This is a genomic window from Paenibacillus sp. B-A-8 (assembly GCF_048572915.1).
GTDB lineage: Bacteria > Bacillota > Bacilli > Paenibacillales > Paenibacillaceae > Paenibacillus_AQ.
In genome coordinates, this window is record NZ_CP183882.1 from 6,249,734 (window position 1) to 6,262,108 (window position 12,375).

Sequence of the window (12,375 nt, forward strand, 5' to 3'; positions counted from 1 at the left end):
TAGTCTCTCCTTCTATGTTCCCACAGGGATATGTCTTATTTGTGCAAACCGCATTCTGTCTTTTCTGATCCAGACCAACGGCCAGCACGCGGATCTTCACCTGGCATAACCTGACGAGTACATTGTTCACAGCCGATACTTGGATAGTTACGGTCGTGTAGAGGGTTATAGATTACGTCATTTTCACGAATATAGTTCCATACATCTTCTGAAGTCCAATCCGCAATAGGATTAAACTTTACTAAACCAAATTTATAATCATACTCAACCTTTTTAGCATTTGCGCGGGTAGGTGCTTGGTCACGGCGAATTCCAGTAATCCAAGCCTCATATTGAGATAATATACGAGTCAGCGGTTCAACTTTACGAATTCCACAACATTGGTTAGGATCAACAGTCCATAACGCATCACCGTATTGAAGTGCTTGCTCCTGCGTTGTGAGTTGTGGAGACACACGTACAAACTCTAATCCGTATTTGTCTGCCATTAAATCTCTGGTTTCGTAGGTTTCCTTAAAATGATAATCTGTATCGAGATAAAAGACGTCAGTTGATGGACTAACTTTGTGAAGCATATCAACAAGCACTACATCTTCGGCACCAAAGCTGCAGGCAAAAGTAATGTTAGGAAATGTTTCAACAGCCCAGCGGATAATTTCCTCGGGTGAAGCACTCTCTAATTCTTCGGCCTTTATTCTGATCAAATCTTCTTTCTCAAGCAGGTTCATTAAGGTATTCCTCCATCCAAAATATTAATCGTATGAATAAATGAGGTAAAAGAAGTAATAAAACCAACTATTTCTATATGAAATAGTATATAACTTTTACGGAGGAAGTCAATGAATTTCACCGCTCAGAATTAGTAAATGAATGCAAAAAAAGCCCATTTTTTATTCAAAAGGGGCTTCAGAGTAAAAAATAAAACCCTCGACCATAGAGGCCAAGGGTTGAATTCTTGATAAATATTAACGTTTCGAGAACTGAGGCGCACGACGTGCAGCCTTCAAGCCGTATTTCTTACGTTCCTTCATACGAGGGTCACGAGTCAAGAAACCAGCTTTCTTCAATGCACCGCGATATTCAGGGTCAACTTTAAGCAATGCACGGGAGATACCGTGACGAATTGCTCCAGCTTGACCAGAAATGCCGCCACCATGTGCAAGAACGATTACATCGTAGTTGCCCAGTGTTTCAGTCAGGTTCAAAGGTTGTTTTACGATCATTTTCAGTGTTTCAACACCGAAATATTCGTCCATCTCACGTTTGTTAATGACAATGCGTCCTTCACCCGGTACAAGGCGAACACGTGCTACCGAATGTTTACGACGACCTGTCCCATAGTATTGTACTTGTGCCATGAAACTGTCCTCCTCTATTCTTATCCGCGAAGTTCGTAAACTTCAGGTTTTTGTGCTGCATGTGGATGCTCGGCGCCTGCATATACTTTCAATCTCAGCTTCATGTGGTCCCCTTGACGAGTCTTAGGAATCATACCATGAACAGCGAATTCAATTACGCGTTCTGGTTTAGTGTTCAGCAGAGTTTCAGCATTAGTAACTTTCAAGCCACCTGGGTGCATCGAGTGACGGTAGTATTTCTTGTTTTGCAATTTCTTACCGGTCAAGTGAATTTTCTCAGCGTTGATTACGATAACGAAATCTCCTGTGTCAACGTGTGGAGTGAATTGCGGTTTGTGTTTGCCACGGATCAAAGCAGCGGCTTCGCTGGCCAAACGACCGAGTGTTTTGCCTTCGGCATCAATAATGTGCCAATTGCGTTCAACTTCGTTCGGCTTCGCCATATAGGTGGTACGCATGAATGTTTCCTCCTTGTTCTCGTACGAAAATCTTCTGTTTCGTATATCTTGTTTCTCATTGAATTACAATTATGTGAGTTAAGCAAAGCATTTTTTTGGCATTTCCTTGATCGGGGCTGTGGGATAGCCATCAAGAAAACACAACTTTTATATTACAGTATAAACATAACAAGTGCAAGTGATTTTTAAACATTCAACCTATTATTTAGGAAGAAATTTATAGAAAAAAAGATTCACTTTCGGTCTCATCATATTCTACACTCCACAAAGCCAACCCCTTGGCCATAGCTGTTGGACCAGCAGCTGAACGATCACATGCCGCCAATATATCAGCAACATGATCAGCATCTATTTTACCTTCCCCCACATGGATCAAAGTCCCCATAATAATGCGAACCATATGTTGAAGAAATCCACTACCCGTTATATAAGTTTGGATCACTCCCTGATCTAATGAAGAGGGTCGGCACATACTGCGGTCTACTTCCATATGAGCTTCAAAGATCGTTCGTACATGAGAGGTCTTAGTAGACCTCCGAGAAGCAAACGAAGTGAAGTCATGTGTCCCTAAAATATGCGTTAAGCCTTGCTGCATCGCAGGAATATCCAACTGCACCGGATGGTGAAGCTGCCAGCGCCGTTGAAACGGATCTGGAAACCTGTTGCCGTTAATCGTGTATCGGTAAGTTTTACGCTTAGCTCCTCTACGAGAGTGAAACGTCAGCGGTACTTCCCTAGCCTCAGTAACCACGATATCTTGTGGCAGCCGGGCATTAAGCGCCAGACACCAACGTTCAAGCGGGATTCGAGAGGAGGTCGTAAAGTTAAAAGGCTGACCATAGGCATGTACTCCGGCATCTGTACGACCAGAAGCTGTAATCTTAAGCTCCTCACCCGTCAGATGGAGTATCGCTTGCTCCAGCCGATCCTGAATCGTATTGCCCTGAGGCTGGGTCTGAAAGCCATCATAATTTGTTCCGTCATAATTGACCTTCATCAATAGATTACGCATTCCGTTCTCCTTTATAAACCGTTCAGCAGAAACGTCGATCGAAGCACTGTCTGATCTTATTCACGAGGAAGAAATGGCTTTGCCGTCCCTAGAAGGACGGCATCCATTAACACTTCACTCCATTATTTCAAAAAAAAGAGCCCCTGCGGGAGCTCCTTCAATTGAACCAAGGTGATTCCCACGGTTATTAGTACAGCAGAGTCTTGCGCCTCTGCAGCACAATAACGCTGATATTTCCCCCATCTTTACTCCAAAGAGGGCCGGATGAAAGGGAAGCATCGGAAATCAATACTTGTGATACTACGCGCGGTCTACCAATTCAAGATAAACCATAGGCGCAGCGTCGCCACGACGAGGTCCTAGTTTCAGGATACGAGTGTATCCACCTGGACGCTCCGTGTAACGAGGAGCAATGTCAGAGAACAATTTTTGAATTGCATCTTGTTCACCATCAACAGTCTCGCGGCGAACAAATGCAGCTACTTGACGACGAGCATGAAGATCGCCTTTTTTAGCTTTAGTGATCAACTTTTCAGCGATAGAACGAACTTCTTTCGCTTTAGCTTCCGTTGTTTGGATGCGCTCGTATAAAAATAGATCCGTTACCATGTCGCGAAATAACGCTTTACGCGCACTGGAATCACGGCCCAATTTTTGGTATGCCATGTGTTTTCCCTCCTTTACTGTAGCAATCTGTAGCTATTCTTCTGTACGGAGTCCCAAACCAAGTTCCTCAAGCTTCTCCTGAACTTCTTCCAAAGATTTACGACCAAGGTTACGCACCTTCATCATATCTTCTTCAGTCTTCGTGGTAAGCTCTTGTACGGTATTAATACCAGCACGTTTGAGGCAGTTGTAGGAGCGGACAGAAAGATCAAGCTCTTCGATTGTCATCTCAAGCACTTTTTCTTTTTTGTCTTCTTCTTTTTCAACCATAATTTCGGCGTCTTTCGCTTCGTCCGTAAGACCTACGAACAGTACGAGGTGCTCGTTCAAAATTTTGGCTCCGAGGCTTACAGCCTCTTCCGGTCTAATACTGCCATCTGTCCAAATTTCAAGCGTCAATTTGTCGTAGTTAGTCACTTGACCAACACGTGTATTGTCTATGCCGTAGTTAACGCGTGAAATAGGAGTGTAGATGGAGTCAACCGGGATAACGCCAATTGGCTGATCGTCGCGTTTGTTCCGGTCCGCTTGGACGTAGCCGCGACCACGGCCTGCAAAAATACGCATGTGAAGTCTCGCACCAGGTCCCAGCGTTGCAATGTGAAGATCCGGATTCAGGATCTCAACATCGCTGTCCGCACGGATATCACCTGCGGTAACGATGCCTTCCCCTTCGGCATCAATCTCAAACACTTTTTCCTCGTCTGAATGAATCTTCAAGGACAAGGCTTTAAGGTTTAGAATGATCTCCGTCACATCTTCCATTACGCCTGGAACGGTCGAGAACTCATGCAGAACGCCGTCAATTTGGACCGAAGTCACTGCGGCTCCTGGAAGCGAAGAAAGCAATATCCGGCGAAGTGAATTCCCCAGAGTCGTGCCATACCCACGTTCCAACGGTTCAACTACGAATTTCCCATAGGTACCTTCATCATTAGCTTCTACGGTCTCAATCTTCGGCTTTTCGATTTCTATCACGAGTTTACCCCTCCTTCAACGTCGCTCCTATATGAAACTGTCACCCCATCAGGTGCATCATGTAGTATGCCTAAACACCTATTATTAGCAGATGCGTCAGAATTATACCACATTTACAATACTGATTTCACTATACGCGACGACGTTTCGGCGGACGGCATCCATTGTGAGGAACCGGAGTTACGTCTTTAATAAGGTTAACTTCAAGCCCTGCAGCTTGAAGGGAACGGATGGCTGCTTCGCGGCCCGCGCCCGGTCCTTTAACCATAACCTCAACCGATTTCATGCCGTGCTCCATAGCTGCTTTAGCTGCTGATTCAGCTGCCATTTGCGCTGCGAATGGAGTCGACTTACGGGAACCTTTAAATCCTTGGCCGCCGGAGCTTGCCCAGGAAATTGCATTTCCGTGTGGATCTGTGATGGTAACGATGGTGTTGTTGAACGTGGAACGAATATGTGCCACGCCGGATTCGATATTTTTACGGTCGCGACGTTTAGTACGTACGACTTTTTTCGGTTTAGCCATTGTCTCTTATCCCCCCTTATTATTTCTTCTTGTTTGCTACCGTACGACGCGGGCCTTTCCGGGTACGGGCATTGGTTTTAGTACGTTGACCGCGAACAGGCAATCCACGACGGTGACGAACACCGCGGTAACAGCCGATCTCAGTTAGACGTTTAATATTCAAGGAAATTTCACGACGCAGGTCACCTTCAACCTTAACCGTTTTGTCGATCGTTTCACGCAGTTTGCTGACTTCATCTTCCGTCAAATCACGGACACGTGTATTAGCGCTAATGCCTGTTTCATTAAGAATTTTCTGAGAAGTCGTTTTACCGATTCCGAAAATATAAGTCAAGGCGATCTCAACGCGTTTGTCACGTGGCAAATCCACTCCAGCTATACGAGCCATTTTACGCTACACCCCCTTCTTAACCTTGTTTTTGTTTGTGTTTCGGATTTTCGCAAATCACCATAACAGTCCCTTTGCGGCGGATTACTTTACATTTCTCGCAAATGGGCTTTACAGAAGGTCTTACCTTCATGTTAATTACCTCCTCAAAGTTTTGCGAAGCAAAACTTTTTTCGTAGTTCCCATCTATTTACGGTAAGTTATACGACCTTTTGATAAATCATAAGGCGATAACTGCACGACCACTTTGTCTCCGGTCAAAATACGGATAAAGTGCATCCGCAGTTTACCGGATACATGGGCAAGTATTTGATGACCGTTCTCAAGCTCAACCTTAAACGTTGCATTTGGCAACGGTTCAAGGACAGTACCTTCTACTTCAATGACATCTTCCTTAGCCACAGTTAGTCTCCTTTCTCATCAGCACTTATTCCGGTGGGTCCAGCATACTTCATGACTGCGTAACGCAGCTTTCCGTTTGTTACCCGGCCAGTTTCTTCCAAACTGTTCACAACCTCACTGCTGATGAAGGGTATGAGCTCAAGATGAAGAATATTCTTCTTCTTTGGCCCATCAAACTTACGTTTGTCTCCATCTGCAATGTATACAAATCTGCTATCAACAACTGCGATAACAACGGCTGCCTCTCCGGCATCTTTGCCTTTGAGAATTCTCACTAATTGACCAACCTGCGGGCTGCTCACAGTATTCAAGAGGAGATCACCTACGCATTCAGTTTTGTGAAAATTTCCATGCCGTCCGGAGTAACTGCTACTGTATGCTCAAAGTGGGCACATAGTGAGCCATCAACCGTAACGACAGTCCAGTTATCTTCCAGCGTTCTGACATGTCTCTTCCCTACGTTTACCATCGGCTCAATCGCGAGTACCATACCCGGTTTCAGACGTGGTCCGCGGTCCGCTATGCCATAATTCGGAATTTGCGGTTCTTCATGCAGTTTTGCCCCAATGCCATGACCAACATACTCGCGTACGACTGAGAAACCAGCCTCTTCGATGTATTGTTGAATAGCATGGGAGATTGTAAACAAGCGCACATCCGGCTTGACTAACGCCAGTCCCGCGTACAAGGAGCCTTCCGTAACGTCCAGCAAACGCTGAGCTTCTTCGGAAATGCTGCCCACACCGTAGGTCCAGGCGGAATCACCGTGATAACCGCGGTATTCTGCACCGATATCCAGCGTTACTATATCGCCTTCGATCAGTTTGCGTTTACCTGGAAATCCATGCACTAATTGTTCGTTGACTGAAGCGCAAATGCTGGCAGGAAAACCGTTGTAGCCTTTGAAAGACGGCACAGCACCTTGACTGCGAATGTATTGATCGGCGATTCTGTCGAGCTCCCCCGTTGTAATGCCAGGCTCAATGGCTTCAGCAATTAGACGGTGACTCTCGGCAACAATACGACCAGCTTCCCTCATAAAGGCAAGTTCCTGTTCGGATTTACAAATGATCATTACATTAACCCCGCAATAAAGATGCGATTTCAGAAGAAACGACATTGATTTCGTTTTCTCCATTTACCTGACGCAAAAGACCTTTATTATCATAAAACGCAAGCAGCGGCGCTGTCTTATTATCATACTCATCCAGACGCTTGCCTACACTTTCTTCGTTGTCATCCGGACGTTGATACAATTCACCGCCATCAATGTCGCAAATGCCATCTTGCTTCGGCGGGTTGAAGATTAAATGGTAGGATGCTCCGCAAACTGTACAAATGCGACGTCCAGTAAGACGTGCCATCAGTAGTCCACGGTCAACATTCAAGTTGATGACATGATCCAAAGAAGTGTTCAAACGGCTAAGAATTTCATCCAGCGCTTCCGCTTGCGAAAGAGTTCTTGGAAAACCATCCAATAGAAATCCTTTTTCGCAATCGGACTGCTGAAGCCGTTCTTCAACTATGCCAATGGTCACATCATCTGGTACAAGCAAACCTTGATCAATAAAGGATTTGGCCTTCAATCCAACTGGAGTCTCTTGTTTGATAGCCAAACGGAAAGCGTCTCCTGTCGATATATGAGGAATTCCAAATTCTTTAATGATTTCAGCTGCTTGTGTTCCCTTGCCTGCCCCAGGAGGGCCCATGAATAATATGTTCACGATTTCTCTCTCCCCCCAAAAGTTCGCCACCAAGCAAGAAACAGCACAATAGGTGCCGGGAAGAATAAAATCTTAAGCTTCACCGGAACCTATCGCCTATTTATTGATGAAGCCTTTGTAATGGCGTTTGATCAATTGGCTCTCGATCTGCTTCATAGTATCCAATGCCACACCGATTACGATTAGCAGTGAAGTACCGCCAATTCGAACTTCTTTAGGCAATCCAGATAAAGCACCGAAGAACATCGGCAATACAGAGATCAAAGCCAGGAACAATGCGCCGGACATAGTCAGACGAGACATTACTCTAGTCAAATACTTCTCAGTAGCTTTACCAGGACGGATACCTGGAATGTAACCACCATTCTTCTTCATGTTATCAGCCATCTGTTGAGGATTCATCTGCACGAACGTATAGAAGAACGTGAACCCGATGATCATCACTACATACAGAAGCATACCAAGTGGTGCATCAGTTGCCAAATACTTAGCAATCCATTGAGCCCAGGCATGTGTTGACCAGAAACTGGAGAGAACAACTGGGAACTGAAGCAGTGATACGGCGAAGATAACCGGAATTACACCAGCCGCATTAATTTTCAGCGGAATGTGCGTATTCTGTCCACCGTACATCTTGTTGCCGACTACGCGTTTAGCGTATTGAACAGGAATCTTCCGAATACCTTGCTGTACGAAGATAACTGCTGTAATAATCGCTACAATCACAATCAGCACAATAACGACTTTAAGAATATTCAGGAACACTTGATCCGGCTGAATAAAGCTTGAGTTAGCCGTACTCGTGATATATCCCGGGATAGCGGCGACGATTCCCGCAAAAATCAGGATCGAAATCCCGTTCCCGATTCCCTTTTCGGTAATCTGTTCACCAAGCCACATCAGGAAAGAAGTACCAGCCGTCAAGATAATGGCAACCAGTAAGTAGTCAGCAAATGTCGCATTCGGCATCATTTGAGTTCCATAAATCCGGTTAAACCCTATCGACGTAGCAAAACCTTGGATCAGGGCCAAAATCACAGTACCATAACGAGTGATTTGCGCCAGTTGTTTTTTACCGTGCTCCCCTTGTTTAGCCCATTCAGCAAACTTAGGAACAACATCCATCGACAGCAATTGCACAATGATGGATGCTGTAATGTACGGATAAATACTGATCGCAAATATCGAGAAGTTTTTGAGCGCTCCGCCCGAGAAGGTGTTCAAAAGTCCCATCAAAGCGTCACCGCTCTGATTTGCTGTTTCCAGTACATCTTTGTTCACACCAGGAACCGGTACAAACGAACCGATACGGTAGATAATCAGAATGAACAAGGTAAACAGGATCTTTTTGCGCAAATCTTCCACATGCCAGATATTCTTAAGCGTCTTGAACATTAGATCACCTCGGTTTTACCGCCGGCAGCCTCGATTTTCTCTACCGCAGATTGAGAGAACTTATTTGCTTGTACAGTCAATTTAACGGTTAACTCACCATTGCCGAGAATCTTAATGCCGCTTTTGGAATTCTTGACAACACCAGTTTCAAGCAACAACTGCGGAGTCACTTCAGTTCCTTCTGCAAAGCTATTCAGATCTTCAAGGTTCACAATCGCGTACTCTTTACGGGTAGGATTAATGAAACCACGTTTAGGCAGACGACGATAGAGTGGATTTTGTCCACCCTCGAAGCCCGGACGAACACCACCGCCAGAACGTGAGTTTTGACCTTTGTGACCGCGACCGGAAGTTTTACCATTTCCGCTACTTGGACCACGACCAACGCGATTGCGTTCTTTTCGTGAACCAGGAGCCGGAGCAAGTTCATGTAACTTCATCGTTTGCACCTCCTTATGTTTGTTAATTTATGCGAGGCGTTTAGCCTTCAATTTCAGTTACAGATAGCAAGTGACTCACTTTATTGATCATTCCGCGAATTGCAGGACTGTCATTGTGAACCACTGTCGTGTTGAGTTTACGTAGGCCGAGCGTCTTAACAGTAACACGTTGTGTTTCTGGACGTCCGATTACACTACGTACGAGGGTAATTTGCAATTTTGCCATTGACGTTCCCCTCCTTAACCGCGCAATTCTTCGACAGATTTGCCGCGAAGTTTCGCGACCTCTTCAATGCGTTTCAGACGGGATAGTCCCTCCAAAGTTGCATTGACCATATTCATGGAATTCGAAGAACCCAGTGATTTTGTCAAAATGTCGCCAACGCCTGCCAATTCCAATACTGCACGAACTGGACCGCCAGCGATAACGCCAGTACCCTCTGATGCTGGTTTCAGCAACACACGTCCTGCGCCGAAGTGGCCAGTAACGAGATGGGGAATCGAAGTTCCTACGATTGGAATGTGAATCAGGTTTTTCTTGGCGTCTTCAATGCCTTTACGGATGGCATCCGGAACTTCGCCGGCTTTACCGATACCAGCACCGACGTAGCCATTGCCATCGCCCACAACAACGAGTGCACTAAAGCTGAAACGGCGTCCGCCTTTTACAACTTTTGCTACACGGTTAATGTGTACAACTCTTTCTGTCAGTTCTAAACTGTTCGGATCTACACGCAAGTCGTTAACCTCCTTTTAAGAATTATTCTAGAATTCAAGACCAGCTTCACGAGCTGCGTCAGCCAATGCTTGAATCCGTCCATGGTACAAGTAACCTCCGCGGTCGAATACGACCACTGCATAGCCTTTTTCTTTAGCGCGCTCAGCGACCAATTGGCCAACTTTTGCTGCAGCTTCAACGCTGCCGCCATTACCGATATTAGCACTCAATTCTTTATCAAGAGTAGAAGCGGATACGATAGTAACCCCTTTAACATCATCGATCAGTTGAGCGTAGATGTGTTTCGAAGAACGGAACACGTTCAAACGTGGACGCTCAGTAGTACCCTGGATCTTCTTACGAACACGCAGGTGTCTTTTGAGACGAGCCTTGTTTTTATCTTCTTTTGTAATCATGACTTCCCTTTCACTCCCTTCAGTTTGCCGTAAACAGCTTCACTTTAAGATGCACGGGGTATCTTACAATTAAGTTTAAACTGGTTATTTCTTCTTACCAGCTTTACCTTCTTTGCGGATGATACGCTCGCCTTCATATTTGATACCTTTACCTTTATACGGTTCTGGTTCACGAACGGAACGAATTTTAGCAGCGTATGCGCCAACGCGTTCTTTATCGATACCTTTAACGATGATCTTCGTGTTCGCAGGAACTTCGAACTCGATACCTGCTTCCGGTGTAATTTCAACCGGATGTGAGTAACCAACGTTCAGAACGATTTTATCTCCGGATTTGCTTGCACGATATCCGACCCCAACCAATTCCAGAGATTTCGAGAAACCTTCAGTCACGCCTGCTACCATGTTGCTGACAACGGAGCGGGTTGTGCCGTGAAGTGAACGATGCAATTTGTTATCCGACGGACGAACAACGGTAATTTCGTTATTTTCAACTGTAACCTTCATGTCTTTATGAAGCTCACGAGTCAAAGAACCTTTTGGACCTTTTACTGTAATAACGGCGTTGTCCAAAGTGACATCTACACCGCTAGGTACTGCGATTGGTTTACGACCAATACGAGACATGTGTTGCACCTCCTTATCTTGTGACGTTTATTACCAAATGTAGCAGACAACTTCTCCGCCAGATTTTGATTGACGAGCTTCTTTGTCGGTCATAACTCCCTTAGATGTGGAGATAATCGCGATTCCAAGACCACCGAGTACACGAGGCACTTCATTGCTCTTCGTGTATACGCGAAGGCCTGGTTTACTGATTCTTTTCAAACCAGAAATAACACGCTCTTGGTTAGGGCCGTATTTCAAGAAGATACGGATAATCCCTTGTTTGCTATCTTCAACGAATTCCGCATCGCGGATGAAACCTTCACGCTTCAAAATGTCAGCGATTTGTTTCTTCATAGTAGAAGCAGGCATTTCTACCGTTTCGTGACGCACAATGTTAGCGTTACGAATACGAGTAAGCATATCTGCAATAGGATCAGACATAGTCATGTGTGTAAACCTCCTTCCCGTTTATAAACTTCTTACCAACTTGCTTTTTTCACGCCAGGGATCTGGCCTTTATAAGCTAATTCACGGAAACAAATTCTGCAAATTTTGAACTTTTGCAGTACCGAATGTGGACGACCACAACGTTCGCAACGTGTATATGCACGTACTTTAAACTTAGGCGTACGTTGTTGTTTAACTTTCATCGAAGTTTTTGCCACTTAGCCTGACACCTCCTAAACATTTTCGGAGAAAATGGATTAACCGACTTTATTTTGCGAAAGGCATTCCCAGCTGACCCAGCAGCTCGCGGGATTCCTCGTCCGTCTTAGCAGTAGTTACAATAACGATGTCCATACCGCGGACTTTATCCACTTTGTCATATTCGATCTCCGGGAAGATCAATTGTTCTTTAAGACCAAGTGTGTAGTTACCACGGCCGTCAAAGGCTTTAGTGGAAACACCACGGAAGTCACGTACGCGTGGAAGCGTTACGTTGAACAATTTGTCCAAGAAGTAATACATACGCTCACCGCGTAGTGTTACTTTAACCCCAATCGGCATATTTTCGCGTAGTTTGAAACCAGCGATGGATTTTTTAGCTTTAGTGATTACTGGTTTTTGACCAGCGATCAACTGCATGTCATTAACTGCAGCATCAAGTACTTTGGAGTTTTGAACAGCGTCACCCACACCCATGTTGATGACAACCTTCTCGATCTTAGGCACTTGCATAACAGTTGTATAGTTAAACTTCTGCATCAAAGCAGGTGTTATTTCATTGAGATAACGTTCTTTCATTCTTGCTGCCATGAAGATTTAACCTCCTTTCTTAAGGGCT

Annotated in this window: 22 protein-coding genes; all 22 read right to left on the reverse strand. The window is 45.0% G+C overall.

Annotated features, from left to right (window positions below; genetic code table 11):
* Positions 1-35: 35 nt before the first annotated feature.
* The 22 genes from ACN6MV_RS28275 to rplE all read right to left on the reverse strand — a co-directional run bounded on the left by ACN6MV_RS28275 (position 36) and on the right by rplE (position 12,347).
* On the reverse strand, positions 36-728 hold the full coding sequence (locus ACN6MV_RS28275; protein ID WP_042131211.1) for a phosphoadenylyl-sulfate reductase: 693 nt from the start codon (positions 726-728) through the stop codon (positions 36-38).
* 237 nt (positions 729-965) lie between these two features.
* Complete coding sequence (gene rpsI, locus ACN6MV_RS28280) at positions 966-1,358, reverse strand: 30S ribosomal protein S9 (RefSeq protein WP_025706574.1); 393 nt, start codon at positions 1,356-1,358, stop codon at positions 966-968.
* Positions 1,359-1,378: 20 nt separating this feature from the next.
* Entirely contained in the window at positions 1,379-1,816 is a 438-nt protein-coding gene (gene rplM, locus ACN6MV_RS28285) for a 50S ribosomal protein L13 (RefSeq protein ID WP_036680589.1), read from the reverse strand.
* Positions 1,817-2,033: 217 nt separating this feature from the next.
* Positions 2,034-2,828: a tRNA pseudouridine(38-40) synthase TruA gene (gene truA / locus ACN6MV_RS28290; RefSeq protein ID WP_419885325.1), complete on the reverse strand. Its 795-nt coding sequence runs from the start codon at positions 2,826-2,828 to the stop codon at positions 2,034-2,036.
* Between the two features lie 300 nt (positions 2,829-3,128).
* Positions 3,129-3,494 (reverse strand): 50S ribosomal protein L17, encoded by a 366-nt coding sequence (gene rplQ, locus ACN6MV_RS28295; protein WP_019908254.1) that lies wholly within the window; start codon positions 3,492-3,494, stop codon positions 3,129-3,131.
* A 33-nt stretch (positions 3,495-3,527) separates the two neighbouring features.
* Entirely contained in the window at positions 3,528-4,472 is a 945-nt protein-coding gene (locus tag ACN6MV_RS28300) for a DNA-directed RNA polymerase subunit alpha (RefSeq protein WP_036680585.1), read from the reverse strand.
* Between the two features lie 130 nt (positions 4,473-4,602).
* Positions 4,603-4,998 (reverse strand): 30S ribosomal protein S11, encoded by a 396-nt coding sequence (gene rpsK, locus ACN6MV_RS28305; protein WP_019908251.1) that lies wholly within the window; start codon positions 4,996-4,998, stop codon positions 4,603-4,605.
* Between the two features lie 19 nt (positions 4,999-5,017).
* Entirely contained in the window at positions 5,018-5,386 is a 369-nt protein-coding gene (gene rpsM, locus ACN6MV_RS28310) for a 30S ribosomal protein S13 (protein ID WP_036680583.1), read from the reverse strand.
* Between the two features lie 19 nt (positions 5,387-5,405).
* Positions 5,406-5,519, reverse strand: coding sequence for a 50S ribosomal protein L36 (rpmJ, locus tag ACN6MV_RS28315; RefSeq protein ID WP_003322638.1), 114 nt, complete (start codon positions 5,517-5,519; stop codon positions 5,406-5,408).
* A gap of 53 nt (positions 5,520-5,572) precedes the next feature.
* The gene (infA, locus tag ACN6MV_RS28320) at positions 5,573-5,788 is read right to left on the reverse strand and encodes a translation initiation factor IF-1 (protein WP_036652996.1); all 216 of its coding nucleotides are present in this window, start codon (positions 5,786-5,788) and stop codon (positions 5,573-5,575) included.
* Between the two features lie 2 nt (positions 5,789-5,790).
* The gene (locus ACN6MV_RS28325; RefSeq protein WP_042131215.1) at positions 5,791-6,099 is read right to left on the reverse strand and encodes a KOW domain-containing RNA-binding protein; all 309 of its coding nucleotides are present in this window, start codon (positions 6,097-6,099) and stop codon (positions 5,791-5,793) included.
* 11 nt (positions 6,100-6,110) lie between these two features.
* Positions 6,111-6,863 carry a type I methionyl aminopeptidase gene (gene map / locus ACN6MV_RS28330; RefSeq protein ID WP_042131216.1) on the reverse strand — a complete coding sequence of 251 codons (753 nt, stop codon included), beginning with the start codon at positions 6,861-6,863 and terminating at the stop codon, positions 6,111-6,113.
* Positions 6,864-6,867: 4 nt separating this feature from the next.
* Positions 6,868-7,512, reverse strand: a complete 645-nt coding sequence (locus ACN6MV_RS28335; RefSeq protein ID WP_419885326.1) for an adenylate kinase — start codon at positions 7,510-7,512, stop codon at positions 6,868-6,870.
* Between the two features lie 96 nt (positions 7,513-7,608).
* The gene (gene secY / locus ACN6MV_RS28340; protein ID WP_042131218.1) at positions 7,609-8,907 is read right to left on the reverse strand and encodes a preprotein translocase subunit SecY; all 1,299 of its coding nucleotides are present in this window, start codon (positions 8,905-8,907) and stop codon (positions 7,609-7,611) included.
* Positions 8,907-9,347, reverse strand: a complete 441-nt coding sequence (rplO, locus tag ACN6MV_RS28345) for a 50S ribosomal protein L15 (protein WP_042131219.1) — start codon at positions 9,345-9,347, stop codon at positions 8,907-8,909. Before rplO ends, secY begins: the two co-directional genes overlap by 1 nt.
* Before the next feature lie 40 nt (positions 9,348-9,387).
* Positions 9,388-9,573, reverse strand: coding sequence for a 50S ribosomal protein L30 (gene rpmD / locus ACN6MV_RS28350; protein ID WP_036680567.1), 186 nt, complete (start codon positions 9,571-9,573; stop codon positions 9,388-9,390).
* A gap of 14 nt (positions 9,574-9,587) precedes the next feature.
* Positions 9,588-10,085, reverse strand: a complete 498-nt coding sequence (gene rpsE / locus ACN6MV_RS28355) for a 30S ribosomal protein S5 (protein ID WP_036652980.1) — start codon at positions 10,083-10,085, stop codon at positions 9,588-9,590.
* A gap of 27 nt (positions 10,086-10,112) precedes the next feature.
* Positions 10,113-10,481: a 50S ribosomal protein L18 gene (rplR, locus tag ACN6MV_RS28360; RefSeq protein WP_042131220.1), complete on the reverse strand. Its 369-nt coding sequence runs from the start codon at positions 10,479-10,481 to the stop codon at positions 10,113-10,115.
* Positions 10,482-10,565: 84 nt separating this feature from the next.
* Positions 10,566-11,108, reverse strand: a complete 543-nt coding sequence (rplF, locus tag ACN6MV_RS28365) for a 50S ribosomal protein L6 (RefSeq protein WP_042131221.1) — start codon at positions 11,106-11,108, stop codon at positions 10,566-10,568.
* 30 nt (positions 11,109-11,138) lie between these two features.
* Positions 11,139-11,537 (reverse strand): 30S ribosomal protein S8, encoded by a 399-nt coding sequence (gene rpsH / locus ACN6MV_RS28370; RefSeq protein ID WP_036680560.1) that lies wholly within the window; start codon positions 11,535-11,537, stop codon positions 11,139-11,141.
* A 32-nt stretch (positions 11,538-11,569) separates the two neighbouring features.
* Entirely contained in the window at positions 11,570-11,755 is a 186-nt protein-coding gene (locus tag ACN6MV_RS28375; RefSeq protein ID WP_013312154.1) for a type Z 30S ribosomal protein S14, read from the reverse strand.
* Positions 11,756-11,804: 49 nt separating this feature from the next.
* A complete protein-coding gene (gene rplE / locus ACN6MV_RS28380; protein ID WP_042131222.1) occupies positions 11,805-12,347 on the reverse strand; it encodes a 50S ribosomal protein L5 in 543 nt (180 codons plus the stop codon).
* Positions 12,348-12,375 lie beyond the last annotated feature (28 nt).